The organism is Streptomyces sp. NPDC094143 (genome assembly GCF_040303825.1).
Lineage (GTDB): Bacteria > Actinomycetota > Actinomycetes > Streptomycetales > Streptomycetaceae > Streptomyces.
This window is the reverse complement of sequence record NZ_JBEOTZ010000017.1, coordinates 160099-184103: the sequence shown is the minus strand read 5'-3', so window position 1 is coordinate 184103 and position 24005 is coordinate 160099. Positions and strand designations below refer to the sequence as shown.

25 protein-coding genes and 1 tRNA gene are annotated in these 24005 nt (G+C 72.7%); 18 read left to right on the top strand and 8 right to left on the bottom strand.

Annotation, left to right across the window (positions count from 1 at the left end; all coding sequences use genetic code 11):
* Positions 1 to 95 precede the first annotated feature (95 nt).
* Entirely contained in the window at positions 96 to 719 is a 624-nt protein-coding gene (locus ABTZ58_RS22615; protein ID WP_351359467.1) for a 5-formyltetrahydrofolate cyclo-ligase, read from the bottom strand.
* Positions 720 to 812: 93 nt separating this feature from the next.
* Between ABTZ58_RS22615 and galU the strand changes: the two genes are divergently transcribed.
* From galU to ABTZ58_RS22580, 7 genes are all read left to right on the top strand, one after another.
* Complete coding sequence (galU, locus tag ABTZ58_RS22610; protein WP_094053452.1) at positions 813 to 1715, top strand: UTP--glucose-1-phosphate uridylyltransferase GalU; 903 nt, start codon at positions 813 to 815, stop codon at positions 1713 to 1715.
* A gap of 4 nt (positions 1716 to 1719) precedes the next feature.
* The gene (glp, locus tag ABTZ58_RS22605; protein WP_351359464.1) at positions 1720 to 3060 is read left to right on the top strand and encodes a molybdotransferase-like divisome protein Glp; all 1341 of its coding nucleotides are present in this window, start codon (positions 1720 to 1722) and stop codon (positions 3058 to 3060) included.
* 82 nt (positions 3061 to 3142) lie between these two features.
* Positions 3143 to 3652: a cyclic pyranopterin monophosphate synthase MoaC gene (moaC, locus tag ABTZ58_RS22600; RefSeq protein ID WP_309096918.1), complete on the top strand. Its 510-nt coding sequence runs from the start codon at positions 3143 to 3145 to the stop codon at positions 3650 to 3652.
* Positions 3649 to 4146, top strand: coding sequence for a MogA/MoaB family molybdenum cofactor biosynthesis protein (locus tag ABTZ58_RS22595; protein ID WP_351359461.1), 498 nt, complete (start codon positions 3649 to 3651; stop codon positions 4144 to 4146). The genes moaC and ABTZ58_RS22595 overlap by 4 nt, the downstream gene beginning before the upstream one ends.
* Positions 4147 to 4169: 23 nt before the next feature.
* The gene (locus ABTZ58_RS22590; RefSeq protein ID WP_351359482.1) at positions 4170 to 4790 is read left to right on the top strand and encodes a GNAT family N-acetyltransferase; all 621 of its coding nucleotides are present in this window, start codon (positions 4170 to 4172) and stop codon (positions 4788 to 4790) included.
* A 172-nt stretch (positions 4791 to 4962) separates the two neighbouring features.
* Entirely contained in the window at positions 4963 to 6159 is a 1197-nt protein-coding gene (sepX, locus tag ABTZ58_RS22585; protein ID WP_351359458.1) for a divisome protein SepX/GlpR, read from the top strand.
* Between the two features lie 83 nt (positions 6160 to 6242).
* Positions 6243 to 6316: transfer RNA gene (locus ABTZ58_RS22580), tRNA-Ala, on the top strand.
* Positions 6317 to 6394: 78 nt separating this feature from the next.
* Here the strand turns inward: ABTZ58_RS22580 and ABTZ58_RS22575 are convergent.
* Positions 6395 to 6871, bottom strand: a complete 477-nt coding sequence (locus tag ABTZ58_RS22575) for a GNAT family N-acetyltransferase (RefSeq protein ID WP_309093705.1) — start codon at positions 6869 to 6871, stop codon at positions 6395 to 6397.
* A gap of 60 nt (positions 6872 to 6931) precedes the next feature.
* On the opposite strand from ABTZ58_RS22575, the gene ABTZ58_RS22570 reads away from it, so the two are divergent.
* Positions 6932 to 7735: an exodeoxyribonuclease III gene (locus ABTZ58_RS22570; RefSeq protein WP_351359454.1), complete on the top strand. Its 804-nt coding sequence runs from the start codon at positions 6932 to 6934 to the stop codon at positions 7733 to 7735.
* 13 nt (positions 7736 to 7748) lie between these two features.
* On the opposite strand, the gene ABTZ58_RS22565 is transcribed toward ABTZ58_RS22570, so the two are convergent.
* Positions 7749 to 8411 carry a MerR family transcriptional regulator gene (locus ABTZ58_RS22565; protein ID WP_351359451.1) on the bottom strand — a complete coding sequence of 221 codons (663 nt, stop codon included), beginning with the start codon at positions 8409 to 8411 and terminating at the stop codon, positions 7749 to 7751.
* A gap of 130 nt (positions 8412 to 8541) precedes the next feature.
* On the opposite strand from ABTZ58_RS22565, the gene ABTZ58_RS22560 reads away from it, so the two are divergent.
* The 4 genes from ABTZ58_RS22560 to ABTZ58_RS22545 all read left to right on the top strand — a co-directional run bounded on the left by ABTZ58_RS22560 (position 8542) and on the right by ABTZ58_RS22545 (position 12146).
* Positions 8542 to 10071, top strand: coding sequence for a flavin-containing monooxygenase (locus ABTZ58_RS22560; protein ID WP_351359448.1), 1530 nt, complete (start codon positions 8542 to 8544; stop codon positions 10069 to 10071).
* Positions 10068 to 10991: an alpha/beta fold hydrolase gene (locus tag ABTZ58_RS22555; RefSeq protein WP_351359445.1), complete on the top strand. Its 924-nt coding sequence runs from the start codon at positions 10068 to 10070 to the stop codon at positions 10989 to 10991. Before ABTZ58_RS22560 ends, ABTZ58_RS22555 begins: the two co-directional genes overlap by 4 nt.
* A complete protein-coding gene (locus ABTZ58_RS22550; protein WP_351359442.1) occupies positions 10988 to 11872 on the top strand; it encodes an SDR family oxidoreductase in 885 nt (294 codons plus the stop codon). Before ABTZ58_RS22555 ends, ABTZ58_RS22550 begins: the two co-directional genes overlap by 4 nt.
* A 76-nt stretch (positions 11873 to 11948) precedes the next feature.
* Positions 11949 to 12146, top strand: a complete 198-nt coding sequence (locus tag ABTZ58_RS22545) for a hypothetical protein (protein WP_351359440.1) — start codon at positions 11949 to 11951, stop codon at positions 12144 to 12146.
* Positions 12147 to 12204: 58 nt separating this feature from the next.
* Here ABTZ58_RS22545 and ABTZ58_RS22540 read toward each other — a convergent pair whose 3' ends face one another.
* Positions 12205 to 15435: a S41 family peptidase gene (locus ABTZ58_RS22540; RefSeq protein ID WP_351359437.1), complete on the bottom strand. Its 3231-nt coding sequence runs from the start codon at positions 15433 to 15435 to the stop codon at positions 12205 to 12207.
* A 153-nt stretch (positions 15436 to 15588) separates the two neighbouring features.
* Here ABTZ58_RS22540 and ABTZ58_RS22535 point away from each other — a divergent pair, with 153 nt between their 5' ends.
* Together ABTZ58_RS22535 and ABTZ58_RS22530 are read left to right on the top strand one after the other, a co-directional pair.
* On the top strand, positions 15589 to 16191 hold the full coding sequence (locus ABTZ58_RS22535; RefSeq protein ID WP_351359434.1) for a TetR/AcrR family transcriptional regulator: 603 nt from the start codon (positions 15589 to 15591) through the stop codon (positions 16189 to 16191).
* Between the two features lie 98 nt (positions 16192 to 16289).
* Positions 16290 to 18497 (top strand): MMPL family transporter, encoded by a 2208-nt coding sequence (locus ABTZ58_RS22530; protein WP_351359431.1) that lies wholly within the window; start codon positions 16290 to 16292, stop codon positions 18495 to 18497.
* Positions 18498 to 18581: 84 nt separating this feature from the next.
* On the opposite strand, the gene ABTZ58_RS22525 is transcribed toward ABTZ58_RS22530, so the two are convergent.
* Positions 18582 to 19721 (bottom strand): glutathione-independent formaldehyde dehydrogenase, encoded by a 1140-nt coding sequence (locus ABTZ58_RS22525; protein WP_351359428.1) that lies wholly within the window; start codon positions 19719 to 19721, stop codon positions 18582 to 18584.
* A gap of 88 nt (positions 19722 to 19809) precedes the next feature.
* On the opposite strand from ABTZ58_RS22525, the gene ABTZ58_RS22520 reads away from it, so the two are divergent.
* From ABTZ58_RS22520 to ABTZ58_RS22505, 4 genes are all read left to right on the top strand, one after another.
* On the top strand, positions 19810 to 19995 hold the full coding sequence (locus tag ABTZ58_RS22520) for a hypothetical protein (protein WP_351359425.1): 186 nt from the start codon (positions 19810 to 19812) through the stop codon (positions 19993 to 19995).
* A gap of 43 nt (positions 19996 to 20038) precedes the next feature.
* Entirely contained in the window at positions 20039 to 20554 is a 516-nt protein-coding gene (locus ABTZ58_RS22515; RefSeq protein ID WP_351359422.1) for a YbaK/EbsC family protein, read from the top strand.
* The gene (locus ABTZ58_RS22510) at positions 20551 to 21396 is read left to right on the top strand and encodes an EamA family transporter (protein ID WP_351359419.1); all 846 of its coding nucleotides are present in this window, start codon (positions 20551 to 20553) and stop codon (positions 21394 to 21396) included. The genes ABTZ58_RS22515 and ABTZ58_RS22510 overlap by 4 nt, the downstream gene beginning before the upstream one ends.
* A gap of 72 nt (positions 21397 to 21468) precedes the next feature.
* A complete protein-coding gene (locus ABTZ58_RS22505) occupies positions 21469 to 21744 on the top strand; it encodes a DUF1876 domain-containing protein (protein WP_351359416.1) in 276 nt (91 codons plus the stop codon).
* Between the two features lie 6 nt (positions 21745 to 21750).
* Here ABTZ58_RS22505 and ABTZ58_RS22500 read toward each other — a convergent pair whose 3' ends face one another.
* The 3 genes from ABTZ58_RS22500 to ABTZ58_RS22490 form a co-directional block, all read right to left on the bottom strand.
* Positions 21751 to 22923 (bottom strand): serine hydrolase domain-containing protein, encoded by a 1173-nt coding sequence (locus tag ABTZ58_RS22500; protein ID WP_351359413.1) that lies wholly within the window; start codon positions 22921 to 22923, stop codon positions 21751 to 21753.
* A gap of 37 nt (positions 22924 to 22960) precedes the next feature.
* Positions 22961 to 23425 (bottom strand): organic hydroperoxide resistance protein, encoded by a 465-nt coding sequence (locus ABTZ58_RS22495; RefSeq protein ID WP_351359410.1) that lies wholly within the window; start codon positions 23423 to 23425, stop codon positions 22961 to 22963.
* Positions 23426 to 23538: 113 nt separating this feature from the next.
* Entirely contained in the window at positions 23539 to 24000 is a 462-nt protein-coding gene (locus ABTZ58_RS22490) for a MarR family winged helix-turn-helix transcriptional regulator (protein ID WP_351359407.1), read from the bottom strand.
* Between the last annotated feature and the right edge of the window lie 5 nt (positions 24001 to 24005).

Here is a 24005-nt window from a genome sequence, read left to right as displayed (position 1 = left end):
GCCACGGCACAGGCCGGCGGCGAGGAAGTCGTTGGTGCAGAACACCCCGTCGGGCAGTTCCTTCAGCCACGCACGCGTGGAGGGCCGCTTCCGCGTCAGGGCTCCGGCCGGAACCGCCGGATCCCCGACGGCGTCACCACCGCGTGCACCGGCCGGTCGTGCGGCTCCGCCGGGACGTGCCCGACGACCTCCGTGTCGTACAGCAGCACCACCAGCGCGGGACGCGCCCCCGCACGCTCCAGCCGGGCCAGCACCCGGTCGTACGAGCCGCCGCCCCGGCCCAGGCGCATCCCGCGCGTGTCGACGGCGAGGCCCGGCAGCAGCACCGCGTCCGCCGCGGTCACCGCGTCCGGTCCGAGGCGCTCGCCCGCGGGTTCGAAGAGGGCCATCCGGCCGCCGTGCCGGACCCGCGCGAGCGAGTCCGCGCCCTCGTACCGCCCCCAGTCGAGGTCGTTGTCGGGCAGCAGCACCGGCAACAGCACGCGCACGCCCCGGGCGCGCAGAACGTCCAGGAGCGCGAGCGTCCCGGGTTCACTCCCCACGGAGACGTACGCCGCGACCGTGCCGGCCCGCGCCAACTCGGGCAGCCCCAGGGCCCGCCCGGCCAGCGCGGCCGACGTTTCCCGCAGGTCATCCGCCGTCAACCCGTTCCTCACCGCGAGGATCTCGCGCCGCAAACTCCGCTTGTCAGGCTCGCCCGGACGTGCGATAGGCCTCAATGGTTGCTCCCGAACTATGGCAATACGCTCATATGAGCGCCTATGAACCGGAGCTGCAGATTCCCTGCAAAGGCACCGGATAGGGTGGCGCACATGACTCAGTCGCACCCTCGGATCAGCAAGGCTGTCATTCCCGCAGCAGGCCTCGGCACCCGGTTCCTGCCGGCCACCAAAGCCACTCCCAAGGAGATGCTGCCGGTCGTGGACAAGCCCGCGATCCAGTACGTGGTCGAGGAGGCCGTCGCGGCGGGCCTCGACGACGTCCTCATGGTGACGGGCCGCAACAAGCGCCCCCTCGAGGACCACTTCGACCGCAACTACGAGCTGGAGTCGGCGCTCCAGAAGAAGGGCGACGCCGACCGTCTCGCCAAGGTGCAGGAGTCCAGCGACCTCGCGACCATGCACTACGTCCGCCAGGGCGACCCCAAGGGCCTCGGCCACGCCGTGCTGTGCGCCGCCCCGCACGTCGGCCACGAGCCCTTCGCGGTCCTCCTCGGCGACGACCTCATCGACCCCCGCGACCCCCTGCTGCAGCGCATGGTCGAGGTCCAGGAGCAGCGCGGCGGCAGCGTCATCGCGCTCATGGAGGTCGCCCCGGAGCAGATCCACCTCTACGGCTGCGCGGCCGTGGAGACCACCGAGGACAGCGACGTCGTCAAGGTCGGCGGCCTGGTCGAGAAGCCCGACCCGGCCGACGCCCCGTCCAACTACGCGGTCATCGGCCGCTACGTCCTCGACCCGCACATCTTCGACATACTGCGCCGGACCGAGCCGGGCCGCGGCGGCGAGATCCAGCTCACGGACGCCCTGCAGCAGCTCGCCGAGGACGAGAAGATCGGCGGCCCCGTGCACGGCGTGGTCTTCAAGGGCCGCCGCTATGACACCGGCGACCGCGGCGACTACCTGCGTGCCATTGTCCGGCTCGCGTGCGAACGTGAAGACCTGGGCCCGGACTTCCGGACCTGGCTTCGCAGTTACGTAGCCGAGGAGATGTAGCACGTTGAGCAGCGCCGCGCCCCGCGTCACGGACCGGGATCACTCGGGCCCCGACCACCTCTGGTCGGTGGACGAGCACCTGGAGGACATCCTCGCCACCGTCCGGCCCCTGGAGCCGATCGAGCTGCATCTGCTCGACGCCCAGGGCTGCGTCCTCGTCGAGGACGTCACGGTGCCGGTGTCCCTGCCGCCCTTCGACAACAGCTCGATGGACGGCTACGCGGTGCGGGTCGCGGACGTGGCGGGCGCGAGCGAGGAGTTCCCGGCGGCCCTGGAGGTCGTCGGGGACGTCGCGGCCGGCCAGTCCGAGCCGCTCCACGTGGGGCCCGGCCAGGCCGCCCGCATCATGACCGGCGCCCCGCTGCCGCCCGGCGCCGAGACGGTCGTGCCCGTGGAGTGGACCGACGGCGGGCTCGGCGAGGGCCCGGTGCGCGGGATGCGCGCCCGCAGCCTCGGCCCCGAGGGCGCCACCGGCCAGGTGCAGGTCTACCGCCCGGCCGGGGCCCGCGCGCACGTGCGCGCGAAGGGCAGCGACGTGAAGGCCGGCGACCGCGCCCTGGAGGCGGGCACGATCCTCGGCCCGCCGCAGATCGCCCTGCTCGCCGCGATCGGCCGCGGCAGCGTCCGCGTGCGCCCGCGCCCGCGCGTGGTGGTGCTCTCCACCGGCAGCGAACTCGTCCAGCCCGACCAGGAACTGCGCACGGGTCAGATCTACGACTCCAACAGCTTCGCCCTCACCGCCGCCGCCCGCGACGCCGGAGCCCTCGCCTACCGTGTGGGCGCCGTCGCCGACGACGCCGAGACCCTGCGCTCCACCATCGAGGACCAACTGGTCCGCGCCGACCTGATGGTCACCACGGGCGGGGTGAGCGTCGGCGCCTACGACGTCGTCAAGGAAGCCCTGTCCCACGTCGCGGACGAGGACGAGCCGGGCAGTGGCGTGGAGTTCCGCAAGCTGGCCATGCAGCCCGGCAAGCCCCAGGGCTTCGGCTCCATCGGCCCCGACCACACCCCGCTGCTGGCCCTGCCCGGCAACCCCGTGTCGTCGTACGTCTCCTTCGAACTGTTCGTCCGCCCCGCGATCCGCGCCCTCATGGGCCTGCCGGACGTCCACCGCCCGACGACCCGGGCGACCCTGGCCGCCGGCAAGACGCTGACCTCGCCGAAGGGCCGCCGCCAGTTCCTGCGCGGCACGTACCGGGACGGGCGGGTCACCCCGGTCGGCGGCGCCGGATCCCACCTGGTCGCGGCCCTCGCCCACGCCGACGCGCTGATCGTCGTCCCCGAGGACACCGAGTCCGTCGAGCCCGGTGCCGAGGTCGAGGTGGTCCTGCTCGGCCGATAGCCGCTGGTTGGGGGTACCGTGTCGCGCACAGCAGGCCCGTGCGCCGCACCGCGACGGGCCCGGACCGGGAGCGCCACACAGCATGAGCACGCAGGACCCACGCACGCCGGACGGCTCCACACAGGACCGGCTGACGCACCTCGACGAGGCGGGCGCCGCCCGCATGGTGGACGTGTCGGACAAGGACGTGACCGCGCGCACCGCCCGCGCCAGCGGACGCGTCCTCGTCTCGCCCCGCGTGATCGAACTGCTGCGCGGCGAGGGCGTCCCCAAGGGCGACGCCCTCGCGACCGCGCGGATCGCCGGGATCATGGGGGCCAAGCGCACCCCCGATCTGATCCCCCTCTGCCACCCGTTGTCGGTGTCCGGTGTGAAACTGGACCTGTCGGTCGCGGACGACGCCGTGGAGATCCTGGCCACCGTGAAGACCACGGACCGCACGGGCGTCGAGATGGAGGCCCTCACCGCGGTCTCCGTCGCCGCGCTCACCGTGATCGACATGGTCAAGGCGGTCGACAAGGGAGCGGTCATCACGGACGTGAGGGTCGAGGAGAAGACGGGCGGCAAGTCGGGCGACTGGAGCCGGGCATGACGTACCGCGCTCTCGTCGTGACGGCGTCGAACCGGGCCGCCGCCGGCGTCTACGAGGACAAGGGCGGCCCGCTGATCGCCGACGGCCTGAGGGGCTTCGGCTTCGAGGTCGAGGGCCCACAGGTCGTCCCCGACGGCGACCCGGTGGAGGCGGCCCTGCGCGCCGGGGTCGAGGCCGGCTACGACGTCATCGTCACCACCGGCGGCACGGGCATCTCGCCCACCGACCGCACCCCCGAGGCCACGCGCCGGGTGATCGACCACGAGGTGCCCGGCATCGCCGAGGCCATCCGGGCGTTCGGCCGGGAGAAGGTGCCGACCGCGGCGCTCTCCCGGGGCCTGGCCGGAGTGGCGGGCCGGACGCTGATCGTCAATCTGCCCGGCTCCAGCGGCGGGGTGAAGGACGGCCTCGCCGTGCTGGAGCCGCTGCTGTTCCACGCCGTCGAGCAACTGCGCGGCGGCGACCACCCCAGACCCGACGGGGGTGCGAGCTGAACAGCCCATCCTGGCCCGTCGAGCTGGTGGACGGCGACATCGTCCTCAGGCCGATAAAGCTGCGCGACCAGCGGGCGTGGCGCGAGGTCAACCGGCGCAACCGCGACTGGCTGCGCCCCTGGGAGGCGACGATCCCGCCGCCCACGCCGGGCGGGCCGATGACGCACCGCCCCACCTTCCGCCAGATGGTCCGCCACCTGAGGTCGGAGGCTAACGCGGGCCGGATGCTGCCCTTCGTCATCGAGTACCAGGGGCGGCTGGTCGGGCAGCTGACGGTCGCCGGGATCACCTGGGGCTCGATGTGCTCCGGGCACGTCGGGTACTGGGTGGACGAGGCGGTGGCCGGACGCGGGGTGATGCCGACGGCGGTGGCGCTCGTCGTCGACCACTGTTTCCGCACCGTCGGACTGCACCGCGTCGAGGTCTGCATTCGCCCCGAGAACGGCCCGAGCCGCCGGGTCGTCGAAAAGCTCGGATTCCGCGAGGAGGGGCTCCGGCCGCGTTATCTCCACATCGACGGGGCCTGGCGCGACCACCTCGTCTTCGCGCTCACGGCGGAAGAGGTGCCGGACGGTTTGCTCAGGCGCTGGCAGCGGGCACGATCGCAGAGTAATCCGGGAATGCGGCGCCACTCTGGAAATTGAATACTTGTTCGAAATTGATCGGTCGTTGACCGTCTCGGGGCGAGGAATTCCCGGCCTCGGTGGTGTGCTGATCGCATCAGTCGCAAAAAAAGCTCGAAATATCAGCCAGATCGTGCGACACACCGGCTGAATTGGCAGATGGCCCCACGCAAACCCCTCTACGGTGTGAGGCGTGAGCAGCAGCGGCCTCATCTACGCAGTCATTGTCGGGGCCTGGGCCGCCTACTTGGTGCCGATGTGGCTCCGTAGGCAGGACGAGCTGAACGAGGCCCGTCCGACGGAACGCTTCAGCACCGCCATCCGGCTTCTGTCCGGAAAGGCGGCCATGGAGCGCCGGTACGCCAAGGACCTGCGGGCGCGCTCCACCGAGGAGGGGGAGCAGGACGCCGGCGACCTGGACGCCGTCACCGAGTCGGTGGACGTCCGGGCCTTCGCGGTGTCCAAGACCCGCCCCCAGACCCGGGCGCCCCTCCCGTCGCCCGGCCCCGGGCAGCCGGCCCGCCCGGCACCGCACGCGGCCCGTGCCGAACGCGGACCGGGCGGCGTGCCCGCCGCCCGGCGCGGCGCGCCCTCGCCCGCGGAGCAGGCGGCCGCTGCACGGGCCCGGCGCTCGAAGGTGCTCGCGCGCCGCCGGCGCACCACCACCATGCTGTTCCTCGCCTTCACCCTCGGCGCGATCGTCGCCGCGGTCGGAGGCCTGGCGTTCCTGTGGGCCCCGGGCGTGCCCGCCGTGATGCTCAGCGTGTACATCGCCTACCTGCGCTCGCAGGAGCGCCGCCGGTTCACCTACCAGATGGACCGCCGCCGGGCCGAGGCCGCCGCCCAGCGGCTGCGGGAGCGGCAGCCCCGCCGGCGCCCTCCGGCCGAGGAGGAGGCCGACGAACCGGAGGAGGGACCCGAGCCGGCGACCGACCCCGGCCTGATGGCCCTCGCGGCGGACCGGCGCGCCCTCGTCGAGCAGACCGACCACGCGGAGTGGGTCGACCAGCAGCGCGAGCGGCAGCGGCGGCCGGGCCAGGGCGACAGCTGGGAGCCGGTGCCGGTGCCCCTGCCGACCTATGTGACCGCGCCGGTCGCGCCCCGGGCGACGAACGACGTCGACCTCGGCGCCCCCGACACCTGGAGCTCGGCGCGGTCGAGCACGGTCGCCCCCGAGGCGGCGGACGAGACGGCCGGCCCCGCCGAGCAGGGCGCTGCGGAGCCCCCCGCGCCGGAGGGGGCGGACGGCGACGCCGTCCCCCCGGCCCGGAAGCGCTCGCGCGGCGCGAACCCCGCCGCGGCCTCCGCGCGGCGGGCCCGGGAGCGCGGCCGTACGCCGCTGTTCGACCAGTACGAGGACGGGGACCGGCCCCGGGCCGCCAACGAGTAGCCCCGCGAACCGGCGGGTGCTCGGCGCTCCGGAACGGATTTTTATGCGGGCCGATCGGGGTGCTAGAGTTTCACTCGTTGCAAGGGCCTGTGGCGCAGTCCGGTAGCGCACCTCGTTCGCATCGAGGGGGCCAGGGGTTCAAATCCCCTCAGGTCCACGCAGCTTCGAGCCCCTGTCGGCGACAGCCGACAGGGGCTCTGCTCTGTTCGCGGGTCCCGCAGGGCCCTTCGGCTCGTCAGAGCCGCTTCGCGAAGCAGCGGCTGGCCTCGTGGTGGCGGTAGTAGCCGAACTTGGCGCACGGCTCGTAACCGCTCGACGTGTACAGGGCGATGGCCTCCGGCTGCTTGGTGCCCGTCTCCAGAACCATGCGGACACGGCCGGCCGCGCGGGCGTCCTCCTCCAGGGCCGCCAGGATGCGGCGGGCCAGGCCCCGGCCGCGCATCTGCTCGATCACGTACATGCGCTTCAGTTCGGCGTCGCCGTCCAGGTTGCCCTCGCCGTTGGCGTTCTGGGCGCGCCAGCCGCCCGAGGCGACGGGCGTGCCGTCCGCGTCGTAGGCGATCAGGTAGATGCCGTTCGGCGGGTCGAAGTCCGCGGCGGCCATGGGCGTGGCGTCGCCGTCGTCCCCGTAGCGGACGGCGTATTCGGCCTGGACCTGGTCGTTCAGCTTCATGGCGTCGGGGTGGTCGAAGGAGACCCGGCGTATGTGCATGCCAACCACGGTATGCGATCCGGAACTGGACTCCGTCCAGAGTGCCGGTATCGTGCCCGGGTGCTCACTGTGACCTCTGTGAATGTGAACGGGCTGCGGGCCGCCGCGAAGAAGGGCTTCGTGGAGTGGCTGGCCGCGACCGACGCCGACGTGCTGTGCCTGCAGGAGGTGCGCGCCAAGCCGGAGCAGCTGCCCGAGCCCGTCCGCGCGCCCGAGGGGTGGCACGTGGTGCACGCGCCGGCCGCCGCCAAGGGCCGGGCCGGGGTGTCGCTGTACAGCCGGCGTGAGCCCGACCGGGTGCGGATCGGGTTCGGGTCCGCCGAGTTCGACGGCAGCGGACGGTATGTGGAGGCGGACCTGCCGGGGGTCACCGTCGCCTCCCTCTATCTGCCCTCCGGCGAGGTCGGCACCGAACGGCAGGACGAGAAGGAGCGCTTCATGGGCGAGTTCCTCGTCTACCTCAGGGAGCTGCGGGAGCGGGCCGCTGCCGACGGGCGCGAGGTCGTCGTCTGCGGTGACTGGAACATCGCCCACACCAGGGCCGACCTGAAGAACTGGCGCGGCAACCAGAAGTCCTCCGGCTTCCTGCCCGAGGAGCGCGAGTGGCTCGGCCGTGTCCTCGACCCGGCCGACGGCGGCTACGTCGACGTCGTACGCGCCCTGCACCCGGACACCGAGGGGCCGTACTCGTGGTGGTCCTACCGCGGGCGGGCCTTCGACAACGACACCGGCTGGCGGATCGACTACCACGTGGCGACCCCCGGGCTCGCCGAGCGGGCGGTCAAGGGGTTCGTGGAGCGGGCCGCCACGCACGCCGAGCGGTGGTCCGACCACGCTCCCGTGACCGTGGTCTACGACCGCTAGGGCCGGACCCGGCCTAGGGTCGTCCGCCTCGGGAGCCGTCCTCGCGCATCCGCCGGTCCAGGGCCAGGGACAGCTCCGCCTCCACCACGCCGCGCGCCAGGGGGCGCAGGCGGGGCAGGTCCTGGGCGGAGGCGTGGCGCAGGACCAGGCCGGTGAAGAGGTCGGCCAGGGCGTCGGTGTGGGTGCGGACCTCCTTGGCCGCGGCGAGGACCTCCGCGAGCGGGATGCCCTCGCGGACCAGGGCCGAGGAGACCTCCAGCAGGCGGCGGCTGATGTGGACGATCTCGCCGCCGTCGGTGCCGAGGTAGCCGAGGTCCATGGCGGCGGCCAGGTTCTCGGGGGTGGCCTCGCCCGCGAAGTGGTCGGCGAGTTCCTCGGGGGTGAGGTGGACCGGCTCCTCCTCGGTCGGGCCGCCCACGCCGAGCAGGTCGCCGACGTCCCGGCCGTGGTCGAAGGCCTCGGCCAGTTCCGCGATGCCGCTGAGGGTGTGGCCGCGCTCCAGCAGGGCCGTGATCGTGCGCAGCCGGGCCAGGTGCTGGTCGTCGTACCAGGCGATGCGGCCCTCGCGGCGGGGTGGCGGGATCAGCTTGCGCTCGCGGTAGAAGCGCAGGGTGCGCACCGTGATCCCGGCCAGGCGGGCCAGCTCTTCCATGCGGTATTCACGCTTCTCGGCCACCTGGGCACCTTAAGCCGTACCGCGGGTAACTTCCTCGTCCTGCCCCCTACCCATCAGTACGTCACTGCTCTACGCTCCCATTGCGCCAGTGTTCACTGGCACGGTTCTCGTGGTGTGTGGAGGTGTCGGCATGGGCGAGCGCGAACACGAGCATGTGCGGGTCGCGGTGGTCGGGTCCGGGTTCGGCGGGCTGGGGGCCGCCGTACGGCTGCGCCGGGAAGGTGTCACCGACTTCGTCGTCCTGGAGCGGGCGAGCAGTGTCGGCGGCACCTGGCGGGACAACAGCTACCCGGGGTGCGCGTGTGACGTGCCGTCGCACCTGTACTCGTTCTCCTTCGCGCCCAACCCGGACTGGCCGCGCACCTTCTCCGGGCAGGAGCACATCCGGGCCTACCTGGAGCACGTGGCGGACACGTTCCGGCTGCGGCCGCACATCCGCTTCGACTCGGAGGTGAAGCGGATGACGTGGAACGCCGAGCGGCTGTGCTGGGACATCGAGACCAGCAGCGGGAACCTCTCCGCCGACCTCGTCGTGTCGGCCACGGGTCCGCTGTCCGACCCGAAGGTGCCGGACATCCCCGGCCTGGACTCCTTCCCCGGCAAGGTCTTCCACTCCGCCCGCTGGGACCACGACTACGACCTGCGCGGCAAGCGCGTCGCCATGGTCGGCACCGGCGCCTCGGCCATCCAGATCGTGCCGGCCATCCAGCCGGACGTCTCCCGGCTCACCCTCTTCCAGCGCACCCCGCCGTGGGTCATGCCCCGCATGGACCGGGCCATCAGCGACGCGGAACGGTGGCTGCACCGGCAGCTGCCCTTCACCTCGCAGCTGCGGCGCGGACTGCTGTGGGGCATCCGGGAGTTGCAGGTCCAGGCGTTCACCAAGCGCCCGAACGAACTGGGCTTCGTCGAGCAGCTGGCCAAGCGCAACATGGCCCGGGCCATCAAGGACCCGGCGCTGCGGGCCAAGCTCACGCCCGACTACCGCATCGGCTGCAAGCGGATCCTGCTGTCCAGCGAGTACTACCCGGCCCTCGCGCGGCCCAACGTGGACGTCGTCGCGAGCGGCCTGGCCGAGGTGCGCGGCTCGACCCTGGTCGCCGCCGACGGCAGCGAGGCCGAGGTGGACGCGATCGTGTTCGGCACGGGCTTCCACGTCACCGACATGCCCATCGCCGAACGGGTCGTGGGCGCCGACGGGCGCACCCTCGCCGAGACCTGGAAGGACGGCATGGAGGCCCTGCGCGGCGCCTCGGCGGCCGGCTTCCCGAACTGGATGACGATCATCGGGCCCAACACGGGCCTCGGGAACTCCTCGATGATCCTGATGATCGAGTCCCAGCTGAACTACCTGGCCGACTACGTCCGCCAGCTCGACGTCCTGGGCGGCCGGGTCGCCCTCGACGCCCGCCCCGACGCGGTGCGCGGGTGGAACCACCGGGTGCAGGAGCGCATGAAGCGGACCGTGTGGAACACCGGCGGCTGCACCAGCTGGTACCTCGACGCCAACGGCCGCAACACCACCATCTGGCCCGGCACGACCGCCGAGTTCCGGCGCGCGACGCGCCGGGTGGACCTCACGGAGTACGACGTGCTGCGGGCCCCCGGGGCCGCGCGGAACGAGGCGCGGGGCGCGCGGAAGGCCGGGGTGGACGCGTGAGCCGTCTCCTCCCCGTCGCGTCCGGGCCCTACGCCCCGCCCGCCCCCGTGCGCGAGCTGACCGCCGTCTCCGCCGACGGGGCCCGGCTGCACGTCGAGATCCACGGGCCCGAGTTCGCGCCCGCCGTCGTCCTCGCCCACGGCTGGACCTGCTCGACCGCCTTCTGGGCGGCACAGATCCGCGAACTGGCCGCCGACCACCGGGTCATCGCCTACGACCAGCGCGGGCACGGCCGCAGCCCGGCGAGCCCGGCGTGCAGCACCGACGCGCTCGCCGACGACCTTGAAGCCGTCCTCGAAGCCACCCTCTCGCCGGGTGAACAGGCCGTGATCGCCGGGCACTCCATGGGCGGCATGACCGTCATGGCGGCCTCCGGACGGCCCGCCTTCCGGGCGCACGCCGCCGCCGTCCTGCTGTGCAGCACGGGCAGTTCGCAGCTGGTCGCCGCCTCCACCGTCGTCCCGATGCGGCCCGGACCGGTGCGCACCTGGCTCACCCGGCGGATCCTCGGCTCCCGCGCCCCGCTCGGGCCGGTCACGCCCCTGGCCCGCCGGATCCTCAAGTACGGGACCATGGGCCCCGGTTCGGTCCCGGACATGGTCGAGGCGTGCGCCCGGATCGTGCACGCCTGCCCCCGCAAGGTCCGGCACAGCTGGTCGCAGGTGCTCGACCTGCTCGACCTCGACCACGGCGTCCGGGAGCTGACCGTTCCCACGGCCGTCCTGGTCGGTACGGCGGACCGGCTTACCCCGCCGGCGCAGGCCCGGGCCCTGTGCGAGGCGCTGCCGGACTGCACCGGGTTCACCGAGCTGCCCGGCGTCGGCCACATGACCCCGATCGAGGCGCCGGAGCAGGTCACCGGGAAGATACGCGAACTCGTCACCACCCACATCGAGGCCGTAACGGAGGAGAGCGCATGAGCAGGGTGAACCTTGAGGGCAAGGTCGCCGTGGTGACCGGGGCGGCGCGCGGCGTCGGGGAGCTGCTGGCCCGCAAGCTGTCCGCACGCGGCGTGCGGATCGCCCTGGTCGGCCTGGAGCCGGACGCGCTCAAGCAGGTCTCCGCGCGGCTGCACGGCGACAGCGACCACTGGCACGCCGACGTCACCGACCACGAGGCGATGGCGCGGGTCGCCGAGGAGGTGAAGGAGCGCTTCGGGCGGGTCGACATCGTCGTCGCCAACGCCGGTGTGGCGACCGGCGGTCCGTTCGCCGACTCCGACCCGGAGTCCTGGCGGCGGGTGATCGAGGTCAACCTGATCGGCTCGGCCGTGACGGCCCGCGCGTTCCTGCCGATGCTGCTGGACAGCCGCGGCTACCTGCTGCAGATCGCGTCCCTCGCGGCGATCACCCCGGCGCCGATGATGACCGCGTACTGCGCCTCCAAGTCGGGCGTGGAGGCGTACGCGCACAGCCTGCGCGCCGAGGTCGGGTACCGGGGCGTGAAGGTCGGCGTCGGGTACCTGTCGTGGACCGACACCGACATGGTGCGCGGCGCCGACCAGGAGGACGTCATGCGGGAGTTGCGGCAGCGGCTGCCCTGGCCGTCCAACAAGACCTACCCGCTGGGCCCGGCCGTGGACCGGCTCGTGGCCGGGATCGAGTCCCGGTCGAGCCACGTCTACGGGCAGTGGTGGCTGCGCGGGATGCAGGGGGTGCGCGGCTACCTGCCCGGGCTCATCGGGACGGTCGGCCAGCGCGAGATGCGGCGGTTCGCCGACCGGCTGACGGGCATGCGAACGGGCCTGGTCGGAGCGGGTGGAGCGGCCGACGAACAGCAGCGCACTACCGTGCGTGACTGATCGACATGCGCAGCGTCACGACCCGTGTGAATCTGATCGAGCCAGATCCCCTCACCCCCAACGGGAGTGAACCCACATGGGTATGAAGGACCAGTTCCAGGAGAAGTCCGAGCAGTTCCAGAACCAGGCCCGTCAGAAGGCGGACCAGGCTCGCGAGCAGATGCAGGGCCGCGGCCGCCGGCGCGACGAGGACATGGACCCCTCGCAGCCGCAGCGCGACCGTGAGCGGGAGCGCGAGCACGAGGACCGCTTCGACCAGGACTACGACGCCTGACGTCGCGTGCTGAGCGGACCGGGGCGCCCCCGTGCGGGGCGCCCCTTTCCCCTGCGGGTCACGTCCTGGGCGGCAGCTTCGGACGGGAGCGGTCCGGCACGTCGCTGTAGGTCGGCGGTGTCGCGGGCGGGTCGGTCTCCAGCAGCCCCAGGGCGAGTTCGACGGCGTCGGCCAGCTGCGCGTGCCGCCCCTCGGCCCAGTCCAGCGGGGTGCGCAGGACGTCGATGTCGGGCGCGACGCCCCTGTTCTCCACCGACCAGCCGTAGGCGTCGAACCAGGCCGCGTTCATCGGCACCGTGATCACCGTGCCGTCGCCCAGCTCGTGCCGGCCGGTCATGCCGACCACCCCGCCCCAGGTGCGCTGCCCCACCACGGGCCCCAGCTTCAGCAGTTTGAACGCGGCGGTGATCATGTCGCCGTCGGATGAGGTCGCCTCGTCGGCCAGGGCCACCACCGGGCCGCGCGGCGCGTTCGAGGCGTACGAGACGGGCTGGGCGTCACGGGTCAGGTCCCAGCCGAGGATCGTGCGGCTCAGCGTCTCGACGACCAGCTCGCTGATGTGCCCGCCGGCGTTTCCGCGCACGTCCACGATCAGCGCGGGCCGGGACACCTCCATGCGCAGGTCCCGGTTGAACTGCGCCCAGCCCGAGCCGCCCATGTCCGGGATGTGCAGGTAGCCGCAGCGGCCCCCGCTCAGCTCCCGCACCACCGCCCGGCGTTTGGCCACCCAGTCCTGGTAGCGCAGCGGCCGCTCGTCGGTCAGCGGCACGACGGCGACCCGCCGGGGCGGACCCGCGCCCTCCGCGGGGGAGAAGGTCAGCTCCACCGTCGTCCCGCCCGCACCGGCCAGCAGCGGGTAGGGGCCCGCGTCCGGATCCACCGGGCGGCCGTCGACATGGGTGAGGACCGAGCCCTCCCGGATGCCCGTACCGGCGAGCGGGGAGCGGGCCTTGGAGTCGGAGGAGTCGCCGGGCAGGATCCGCTTGACCGTCCAGCCGCCGTCCCGGCGTACGAGGTTGGCGCCGAGCAGGCCCTGGTGGCGCTGGTAGTGCGGCGGGCCCTCGTTGCGCCGGGCGGCGGTGACGTAGGCGTGGGAGGTGCCCAGTTCGCCGAGCACCTCGCGCAGCAGGTCGGCGAACTCGTCCGGGGACGCGACCCCTTCGACCAGCGGACGGTACTGGTCCAGGACCCCGTCCCAGTCGATGCCGCACATGCCCGGATCCCAGAAGTGGGCCCGGATCAGCCGCCCGGCCTCGTCGTACGCCTGCCGCCACTCCGCCGCCGGGTCGACGGTGTGCAGGATGCGGCGGGCGTCGATCCACACCGTGGAGTCGGAGTCGCCCGGCTCGTCCGCCGGTACCGCGCGCAGCTCGCCCTCGTCGACGATCACCAGCCGGCTGCCGTCGCCGCTGACCGCGAACCAGTCCAGCTGCTGGGCGAGTTCGGTCTTCTTCGCCTTGGCGATGCCGAAGTGCTCCAGGGTGGGCCGGCCGCTGGTGTCGTCCGGGTTGGCGAACGTCTCGCCCAGCGCGCCGGAGATCGGCCAGCGCAGCCACACCAGCCCTCCGCCCGCCACCGGGTGCAGCGCCGAGTACTTCGAGGCGGCCACCGGGAACGGCGTGACCCGGCTTGCCAGCCCTTCGGCCTCGACCGTCACGGTCCCGCTCTCCCCGTTCCCGTCGTCCTCCACCGGGTCCAGGCCCCCGGCGGCCGGGCGGCCCTCGGGGTTCACCGCGAACGGCGAGGGCGTCGCCGAGGACAGCGGCACCAGGTACGGGCGGCAGCCCAGCGGAAAGGACAGGTCGCCGGTGTGCACGTCGTAGACCGGGTCGAAGCCGCGCCAGGACAGGAAGGCCAGGAAGCGGCCGTCGCGGGTGAAGACCGGGTTCTCGTCCTCGAAGCGGCCGTTGGTCACGTCGACGACGAACCGGTCCGTGATGCGGGCCAGCTTGATCTGCCGCAGCGTGCGTCCGATGCCCGGGTGCGACCAGGTCAGCCACGCCCCGTCCGGGGAGAACGCCAGGTCGCGCACGGGGCCGTTGACCGACCTGATCAGTTCGGTGACCTCGCCGTCGCCGTCCTCGGTGACGTCGACGAGGAGGAGCCGCCCGTCGTGCGAGGCGACCGCGAGGCGTTCGCCCTCGGGGTCGCAGACCAGCTCGCGCACCCGGCCCAGCGCGCCCGGCGAGAGCCGCCGGGGGGTGCGGTCGCCGCTCGCCCGGGGCAGGAAGGCGATCTCGACGGCGTCCTCGCCCCCCGCGTCCGTCACGTACGCCACCCGCCCGCTCGCGCCGAGCATCTCCGGCAGGCGCACCCGGACCCCCGGGGTGTCGGTGAGGGTGCGGGCGGGACCGTCCCGGTGGGTGAGCCAGTACAGGCTGCCGCGCACGACGACCGCGCTCGCCCGGCCGGTCTCGTCGACCGAGAGCCCGTCGACGTGCCGGGCGGCCGCCACCTGGTACGGGCGCCGCCCCGTGCGCGGCCCGTCCAGCCGTACGTCCAGCCGGCGCGGCTCGGAGGCCGCGGACAGGTCCTCCACCAGCCACAGGTCGCCCGCGCACTGGTACACCACCCGCGTTCCGTCGCTGGCGGCGTGCCGGGCGTAGAAGGCGTCGTGGTCGGTGTGGCGGCGCAGACCGGTGCCGTCGTGGGCGCAGGAGTAGAGGTTGCCGACGCCCTCGTGGTCGGAGAGGAAGGCGATCCGGCCGCCCACGAACATCGGGGAGTGCAGATGGCCGCCGAGGCCTTTGAGCAGGCGTTCGCCGTGCAGCCACAGCCGGCCCGTGGCTCCGCCCCGGTAGCGCTTCCAGGCGGCCGGTTCGTGCGGGGGCGTGCCGGTGAGCAGCAGCGTCCTGCGCTCCCCGTCCAGGTCGGCCACCTGGATGTCGGAGACCGGCCCCCAGGGCAGCTTGCGGCCCGGGTCGCCGTCGGGGCAGACCTTGTAGGCCCAGGTGAAGTAGGAGAACGGCTCGCCGTGCGAGGCGACGGCCAGGATCTCGCCGTCCGGGGTCCAGCCGCAGACCCGGGTGTCGGCGCTGCCCCAGTGGCTCACCTGCCGGCCCGGGCCGCCGTCCAACGGGATCAGGTGGACCTCGGGCACCAGGCTGCGCCAGCTCGTGCAGGCGAGATGGCGGCCGTCGGGCGAGAAGCGCGGGTGGCCCACCTTGGTGCGGTCGACGGTGAGCCGCCAGGCGCGGCCCGGGCCGTCGAGCGGCGCGAGCCAGAGGTCGTCCTCGGCGACGAAGCACAGCAGGTCGTCATGGAGATGCGGCAGACGCAGATAGGTCACCTGACCATGCTTTGCCCGGGTGTGGGCACCAGCAAGTTATGACGAGGCCGCCGCTGTGACGCAGCGCGCGTACGAAACGGTTTCGTTTCTGTGCGGAGTGCGCTATCTTCGTGGTGTACGAAACCGTGTCGTTCGGACTGGAAGGTGAGTCGGATGGCCGAGGTCGCCGCCGCGCGTCGCAGTCGGATCACTCCCGAGCGGGAGTCCGAGCTGTACGCGGCCGTGCTCGACCTGCTCCGCGAGGTCGGTTACGACGCCCTCACCATGGACGCCGTGGCCGCTCGCACCCGGTCCAGCAAGGCCACGCTCTACCGCCAGTGGGGCGGCAAGGCCGAGCTGGTGGCGAAGGCGATCCGGCACAACAAGCCGGGCAGCATCGCCGACGTCGACACCGGAACCCTGCGGGGCGACCTGCACGCCCTCACCGCACGTGAGGACGACTGCGCCATGCAGCAGAACGCCGCGCTGATGCGCGGCCTGTTCATGGCGGTGCACGGCAACCCGGATCTCCTCCAGGCGTTCAAGGAACTGCTCATCGAGCCCGAGATGGAGGAGTTCCACCGGGTGGTGCAACGGGCCGTCGACCGCGGCGAGATCCAGGCCGGCCGGCCGGCGCTGGACTACATCGTGCACATGCTCGTCGGTGCCTTCGCCACGCGCACGCTGATCGACGATCAGCCGCCCACCCAGGCCTTCCTCACCTCGTACATCGACGCCGTGGTCCTCCCCGCCCTCGGCGTCCCCACCACCGACTAGTCCCCTCAGCTGCCCTCCACCTGACGTCACCGCTCACGTCGTCGGGCTGATCACCCCTGCCCCGAAGACCCTCACGACCTGACCGGGAGTACGCCCTCGTGGCCACATTCCTCTATAAAATCGGCCGGCTCTCGTTCCGGCGGCGCCATCTCATCGCCCTGATATGGGTGGCCCTGCTGACCCTCGCCGGGGTCGGCGCGGCCGGCGCGCCCGTCGCGGGCAACAGCTCGTTCTCCATCCCCGGCACCGAGGCCCAGAAGGCCTTCGACCTGCTGGAACAGCGCTTCCCCGGCACCAGTGCGGACGGCGCCACCGCCCGCGTGGTCTTCAAGGCGCCGAGCGGCGAGAAGATGACCGACCCGGGCAACAAGGCGACGGTGCGGGAGACCGTCAAGGAGCTGGCCGACGGCTCCGAGGTCGCCCGCGTCACCGACCCGTACCAGGCGAAGGCCGTCAGCAAGGACGGCACGATCGCCTACGCGCAGGTGTCGTACAAGGTCTCCGGGATGGAGCTCGACGATGCCTCCAAGGACGCCCTGGAGGACTCCGCGCAGGACGCCCGGAAGGCCGGGCTGACCGTCGAGATCGGCGGTGACGCGCTGCAGGCGGTGCCGCACACCGGCTCCAGCGAGATCATCGGCATCGCGGTCGCCGCGGTGGTCCTCGTCATCACCTTCGGCTCGCTGGTCGCGGCCGGGCTGCCGCTGCTCACCGCGCTCATCGGCGTGGGGATCGGCGTCTCCACGATCACCGCCCTGGCGAGCGCGCTGGACCTGGGCACGACCACCTCCACCCTCGCGATGATGATCGGCCTCGCGGTCGGCATCGACTACGCGCTGTTCATCGTCTCCCGCTACCGTGCCGAGCTGGCCGAGGGCCGCGAGCGCGAGGAGGCGGCCGGCCGGGCCGTCGGCACGGCGGGTTCCGCCGTGGTGTTCGCGGGCCTGACCGTGGTGATCGCCCTGGTGGGCTTGTCCGTCGTCAACATCCCGATGCTGACGAAGATGGGCATCGCGGCGGCCGGCACGGTGGCCATCGCGGTGCTGATCGCCCTCACCATGATCCCCGCCCTGCTCGGATACGCCGGCCGCAAGGTCAGGCCGGCGGGGGAGAAGGGCAGGCTGTTCGGCCGGGCAAAGGCGCAGGACGGGCCCGCCAAGCCCAACCTGGGCAGCCGCTGGGCGAGCTTCGTGGTCCGCCGCCCGGTCGCGGTCCTGCTGCTCGGCGTCGTCGGCCTCGGCGCGGCCGCCGTCCCGGCCGCGAGCCTGGAACTGGGCCTGCCGGACGACGGCTCCCAGCCCACCTCCACCACCCAGCGCCGCGCCTACGACCTGCTGTCCGAGGGCTTCGGGCCGGGCTTCAACGGCCCGCTGATGGTCGTGGTCGACGCCAAGGACAGCGACGATCCGAAGGCCGCCTTCACCGCGGTCGGCGACGAGATCAAGGGCCTGAAGGACGTCGTCACGGTGACGCCGCCCGCGCCCAACAAGGCCGGTGACACCGCCACCATCACCGTCGTCCCCGGCTCCAAGCCGTCCTCCGTCACCACCGAGGACCTGGTGCACGGCATCCGCGACGCGGGCACGGACGTCAGGGCCGACACCGGCGCCAACGTCCTGGTCACCGGCAGCACGGCCATGAACATAGACGTCAGCCAGAAGCTCAACGACGCACTCGTGCCCTACCTGGTCCTGGTCGTCGGCCTGGCCTTCCTGCTCCTGATCGTGGTGTTCCGCTCGATCCTCGTCCCGCTGAAGGCGGCCCTCGGCTTCCTGCTGTCGGTGATGGCGGCGCTCGGCGCGGTCGTCGCGGTCTTCCAGTGGGGCTGGCTGTCCGGCCTCATGGGCGTCGAGCAGACCGGGCCGGTCATGTCGATGATGCCGATCTTCATGGTCGGCGTGGTCTTCGGCCTGGCCATGGACTACGAGGTGTTCCTCGTGACCCGGATGCGGGAGGCCTACGTGCACGGCGAGAAGCCGGCCCAGGCCGTGGTGACCGGCTTCCGGCACGGCGCCCGGGTCGTCAGCGCCGCCGCGGTCATCATGATCGCCGTCTTCGCCGGCTTCATCGGCTCCTCGGAGTCGATGGTGAAGATGATCGGCTTCGGCCTCGCGATCGCGGTCTTCTTCGACGCGTTCATCGTCCGCATGGCCATCGTCCCGGCCGTCCTGGCCCTCCTCGGCCGCAAGGCCTGGTGGCTGCCCAGGTGGCTCGACCGCGCCCTGCCGAACGTGGACGTCGAGGGCGAGGGACTGCGCTCCGCGTCCGACCGGGGCGACGGGGACAGGGCGCTGGTGCGCGCCTGACGGCACCCCGGAGAACCGGCCGGTGAGGCTCCGTGGGGACGGGGACCTCACCGGCCTCCTTCTGCTCTCCTCCGTTCGCCGCGCTCAGCCGTGCGGATGCAGCACGACCTTGGTGTAGCCCTCGATCCGCTTGTCGAACTTCTCGTACGCCGACGGGGCCTGGTCCAGCGGCAGTTCGTGCGAGACGACGAAGCTCGGGGTCGCGCGGCCCTCGATGATCATGTCCCGCAGCTGCCGGTTGTACCGCTTGACGTTGCACTGACCGGTGCCCATGCGCAGGCCCTTCTCGAAGAGACGTCCGACGGAGACCATCAGCATGCCCTTCTTGGCCTGGTCGTCCGGCCCGCCCGGGTCGCTCGGGACGTACAGGCCGGGCACGCCGAGCGCACCCGTCGGCCGGACCGTCTCGACGAGCGAGTTGAGCACGATCGCCGGTTCCTCGCGGTCCTCGCCCTGGGCCTGGGCCTGGTAGCCGACGGCGTCGACGCCCTTGTCCGTGCCCTGGCCGTCGGTGTGCTCCTTGATCTGCTCCGCCGGGTTGCCCTGCGTGAAGTCGATCGGCACGGCGCCGATCTCCTCCGCCTTCTGCAGTCGCTCCGCCACCCGGTCGACCACGAACACCTTGCTCGCGCCGCGCAGCATCGCGGAGTAGGCGGCCATGAGCCCGACCGGACCGCCGCCGTACACGGCGACGCTCTCACCGGGACGCACGTCGGCCAGTTCGTTGCCGTGGTAGCCGGTCGGGAAGATGTCGGCGAGCAGGACGAAGTCGGTCTCCTGCTCGGTGCCCTCCGGGAGTTTCAGGCAGTTGAAGTCGGCGTACGGGACGCGCACGTACTCCGCCTGCCCTCCCGTGTAGGGCCCCATCGCGACATAGCCGTAGGCGCCACCGGCGAAGCCCGGGTTCACGGTCAGGCAGAAGCCCGTGAGCCCCGCCGTACAGTTCCGGCAGAAACCGCAGGCCACGTTGAACGGCATGACCACCCGGTCGCCGCTGCTGAGCGAGGTGACCCCCTCTCCTGTCTCCTCGATGACGCCGAGGTTCTCGTGACCGAACACGATCCCCGGCTCCGCTGCGGTACGGCCCTCGTACATGTGCAGGTCCGAGCCGCAGATCGCGGTCGACGTGACCCGGACGATCACGTCGTTCGGGTGCTGAATCCGTGGATCCTCCACTTGCTCTATCGCCACCTCGAAGGGGCCCTTGTACACGACAGCCCTCATGGTCAAGCACCTCCATGTGCCGTGGCTCATATACCAGGCTGGTGCATGATGAGACGATTTGCACCAAGAGGAGAAAGGATCTATGGCCTTGTCACGACGTATCGGCACTCTGCTCGTAGCGGTCTCCGGCCTGTCCGGCCAGACCTACCCCGTGGGAACCCGCGTGGCCATCCGCGGCACCGGCCAATCCGTGGACGGCTTCGTCGACGGGGACTGGCTGCCCCTGGCGTGGTGGGAGTTCGCGGACGTCCCCGCGGAGGACGGCGCTGCCTGAAACCGGCTCGCGTGTCTGATACACGCACCGCTAGCGTGCCCGCATGACGACGACAGCCGCCACTGACGCCGACCGCTCCGGAGCGCACCCCCGGTTCGCCCAGGCCCTGCGAGACCTCGGACTCGACGAGCTCGAAGGGCGCGTGCGGCGCTTCCCCGAGGCCACTCGCACCGCCGCCGAGGCCGCCGCCGCGCTCGGCTGCGAACTGAGCCAGATCTGCAAGTCCCTGATCTTCGCGGCGGACGGGGTCCCCGTGCTCGTCCTGATGGACGGCGCCTCCCGCGTGGACGTCGAGCTCGTGCGCCGGGAACTCGGCGCGGAAAAGGTCACCCGGGCCCGGGCCGAGGTCGTGCGGGAGACCACCGGATACGCCATCGGCGGCGTGCCGCCCTTCGGGCACCGCACCAGGACCCGCGTCCTCGCCGACCGCTCCCTGCTCGCCCACGACGTCGTCTGGGCCGCCGCCGGGACGCCGTACACCGTCTTCCCGATGGCACCGCGTGACCTCGTCAGCCACGCCGGCGGCACCCTCGTGGACGTGCGTGAGCGCACCTCGTGACGCCACTGGTCACCGCCGCGGTCCTGCTCGCCGCCGTGACCCACGCCTGCTGGAACGCCCTCGCCCACAAGATCACCGACAAGCTGGCCGGCTTCGCGCTGATCTCGGGCGGCGGGCTGCTGATCGGGCTGGCCCTGGCGCCGTTCGCGGCGTTCCCCGCGGCCGCGGCATGGCCGTACCTGCTGGGCTCCGCCGTCATCCACATCGCCTACTACGCGCTGCTGATGAGGTCCTTCCGGCTGGGGGACTTCGGCCAGGCCTACCCCATCGCACGCGGCACCGCGCCCCTGGTCGTGACCGTGCTCGCCGCCCTGCTCGCCGACGAGGTGCCCGACGGCCGGGCCGCCGCCGGGATCGCCCTGGCCTGCGCGGGGCTGACCGGCGTCGCCCTGTGGGGGCTGCGCGGTCACCGGCCCGACTGGGCGGCGATCGGGGTGGCCCTGGCGACCGGGCTGACGATAGCGGCGTACACCGTGGTCGACGGGCTGGGCGTGCGTGCCTCGGGGTCCTCCCTGGGATACGTCGCCTGGCTGATGGCGGTCCAGGGGGCGGTGCTCCCGGGGTACGCCCTGTGGCGCTGGCGCGGGGGGACCGCGGCGGTCCTGCGCCCCTTCGCCGTGCTCGGGCTGGCCGGAGCGGCGCTGTCCGTCGCCGCCTACGCGCTCGTGCTGTGGGCCCAGACCCGGGCCGCACTCGCCCCCATCGCGGCCCTGCGCGAGTCGTCGGTCATCGTGGGCGCGGCGATCGGGGCCGTGTTCTTCAAGGAGCGGTTCGGGATGCCGAGGATCGCGGCGGCCGGGCTGCTCGTCGTCGGCATCGGGCTGATGCTGCACGCCGGGTAGGCCCTTGCGGGACGGGTGCGTCGGGCGGGTGAGGGGAGCACCCTGGAACTAGACGCTCCGGAGGTGATCCGCATGATGCACACGACGACGGGATGGCACGTCGAGCTGGAGTTCATGGAGGACGACCAGCACACCCGCGCGGCCGCGATGGTCCGCCTGCCCGACGGCTCCGAGGTCCGGGCGCACGGGCACGCCAGCCGGCACCGGTCCGACCCGAATCAGCCCCGGGTCGGGGAGGAGATCGCCGGGGCCCGGGCGCTCAACGAACTCGCCATGCGGCTGCTGACCAAGGCGCACGAGGAGATCGACCAGGCGTCCGGGCGGACCTCCCACCCGATCCACGTCTAGCGGGGCTCAGGAGGACTGCCGGCCCAGCACGTCCCGCACCGCCCGCACCAGCCCCTGCGCCCGCGGGTCCGCCGTCACCGTCTTGCGGAAGCCGTTGGTGACGTAGCCGAAGGCGATTCCCGTCTCCGGGTCGGCGAACCCGAGGGCGCCGCCGCGTCCCGGGTGGCCGAAGGAGCCCGGGGCGAGGAAGGGGGAGGCGGTGCCGTGCAGCATGTAGCCGAGGCCGAAGCGGGTGCCGACCACCAGCACCCGGTCCGGGCCCGCCGACTCCTCGGCCCGGGCCAGTTCCACCGTCTCCGGGGTGAACAGCCGGGCGGCACCGGCGGTGTCGCCGATCAGCGCCGCGTAGAAGCGGGCCAGTCCGTCCGCCGTCGCGACGGCGTTGGTCGCGGGCAGGGCCGCCGCGAGGTAGGCGGGGTCGTTCTGCTCCGGGAACGGGGTGATGGCGGCGAAGGCGCGGCGGGTGAGGGACTCCGGGTCCCCGTAGGCCTCGGTGACCGAGCGCTTGGGGCGGGCGCGCAGCCCGCCGGCCGGCTCGGGGCCCTCGACGCGGCCCACGCGCCCGACCCGCCCCGCCTCCGCCGCCGGCAGGCCGAGCCACAGGTCGAGCCCGAGCGGGCCGGTGACCTGCGCGGCCAGCCACTCGCCGGTGCCCTGGCCGGTGACGCGCCGCACCAATTCGTCGACCAGCCAGCCGTAGGTCAGCGCGTGGTAGCCGTGGTCGGTGCCCGGCTCCCAGACCGGGGCCTGCGCGGCGACGGCCGCCGGGCCCCGCAGCGGGTCGAGGGCTTCCTGGGGAGTGAGGGGCCGGTCCAGGACCGGGAGCCCGGCCCGGTGGTTCAGCACGTGCCGGACCAGCACCCGCTCCTTGCCCTGCGCCTTGAACTCCGGCCAGTAGTGCCCCACCGGCGCGTCCAGGTCCAGCAGCCCGCGCTGGCGCAGCAGCAGCAGGACGGCCGCCGCGACGCCCTTCGTCGCGGAGCGCACCACCTGGGCGGTGCCCCGCTCCCAGGGGGCCGTGCCGTCGACGTCCTTCGTGCCGGCCCACAGGTCGACGACCGGGCGCCCGCCCCGCAGCACGGCGACCGCCGCGCCCCGCTCCCCGAGGGACTCGAAGTTCCGCACGAACGCTTCCCTGACCGGCTCGAAGCCCTCGGCCACTGTGCCGTGCACGTCCACGTCCGTACTCCTCCTCGTTCCGCCGGTTCGCTCCCCTTCACCCAAGCAGGATGGTCACGTCGATGTTCCCGCGGGTCGCGTTCGAGTAAGGGCAGACCTCGTGGGCCGTCTCCACCAGCCGCGTCGCGAGGTCGGGGTCGACGACCGGCAGGGAGACGGCGAGGGCGACCGCGAGGCCGTAGCCGCGCTGCCGGTTGGGGCCGATGCCGACCTTCGCGGAGACCGTGGAGCCGGTGAGGTCGTAGCCCTCGCGGTTGCCGACCAGGATCAGGGCGTTGTGGAAGCAGGAGCTGTAGCCGGCCGCGAAGAGCTGTTCGGGGTTGGTGCCGTTGCCGTCGCCGCCGAGCTGCGGAGGCATCGCGACCTTGAGGTCGAGCCGTCCGTCCTGGCTGGTGACGTAGCCCTCGCGGCCGCCGTGGGCGGTGGCCTCGGCGACGTACCTGATCTTCGTGGGCCGGGTGTCTCCGGTGGTTTCGGCGGTGGCAGCGGTGGCTTCGGTCATGGCGGGCCTTCCCCAGGAACAGATGCGCGCAAGTACATCGCGCACAAGGTACTGACCAGTAACCTGCCGCGGGCGCCAGGGGGTGGGCAACCGGGGGTAACCCGACTGCGGGATCAGCGGGCCCGGTCCGCCGCCGCGTCCGCCCGCTCCGCCAGCAGTCCCAGCTCCGCGCGCAACCGCGCGACCTGGGCCGCGTCGAGGCCCGTGGCGGCGAGCAGCGCCCCGGGCACGCGGGCGGCCCGCTCGCGGAGCTCCTCCCCGCGCCCAGTCACCGCCACGCGCACCGACCGCTCGTCCCGCACCGACCGCGCACGCCGTACCAGACCCGCCGACTCCAGCCGCTTCAGCAGCGGCGAGACGGTGCCGTAGTCGAGGCGCAGGGCCGCGGCCAGTTCCTTGACCGAGGTCTCGCCGCGCTCCCAGAGCACGAGCAGGACGAGGTACTGGGGATAGGTGAGGCCGAGGTCGTCGAGGAGCGGACGGTAGGCGGCCGTCACCGCGCGCTGGGCGGCGTACAGCGCGAAGCACAACTGCTGGTCCAGCAGCAGCGACGCGTCGCTCTCCTCGTTCGTCACGCGCC

Bases quoted from the DNA above. Each gene is read 5' to 3' on its own strand.
- galU (WP_094053452.1), top strand. From the start codon at position 813: ATGACTCAGTCGCACCCTCGGATCAGCAAGGCTGTCATTCCCGCAGCA.
- moaC (WP_309096918.1), top strand. From the start codon at position 3,143: ATGAGCACGCAGGACCCACGCACGCCGGACGGCTCCACACAGGACCGG.
- ABTZ58_RS22595 (WP_351359461.1), top strand. From the start codon at position 3,649: ATGACGTACCGCGCTCTCGTCGTGACGGCGTCGAACCGGGCCGCCGCC.
- ABTZ58_RS22575 (WP_309093705.1), bottom strand. From the start codon at position 6,871: ATGCACATACGCCGGGTCTCCTTCGACCACCCCGACGCCATGAAGCTG.
- ABTZ58_RS22560 (WP_351359448.1), top strand. From the start codon at position 8,542: ATGGGCGAGCGCGAACACGAGCATGTGCGGGTCGCGGTGGTCGGGTCC.
- ABTZ58_RS22550 (WP_351359442.1), top strand. From the start codon at position 10,988: ATGAGCAGGGTGAACCTTGAGGGCAAGGTCGCCGTGGTGACCGGGGCG.
- ABTZ58_RS22545 (WP_351359440.1), top strand. From the start codon at position 11,949: ATGGGTATGAAGGACCAGTTCCAGGAGAAGTCCGAGCAGTTCCAGAAC.
- ABTZ58_RS22535 (WP_351359434.1), top strand. From the start codon at position 15,589: ATGGCCGAGGTCGCCGCCGCGCGTCGCAGTCGGATCACTCCCGAGCGG.
- ABTZ58_RS22525 (WP_351359428.1), bottom strand. From the start codon at position 19,721: ATGAGGGCTGTCGTGTACAAGGGCCCCTTCGAGGTGGCGATAGAGCAA.
- ABTZ58_RS22515 (WP_351359422.1), top strand. From the start codon at position 20,039: ATGACGACGACAGCCGCCACTGACGCCGACCGCTCCGGAGCGCACCCC.
- ABTZ58_RS22505 (WP_351359416.1), top strand. From the start codon at position 21,469: ATGATGCACACGACGACGGGATGGCACGTCGAGCTGGAGTTCATGGAG.
- ABTZ58_RS22495 (WP_351359410.1), bottom strand. From the start codon at position 23,425: ATGACCGAAGCCACCGCTGCCACCGCCGAAACCACCGGAGACACCCGG.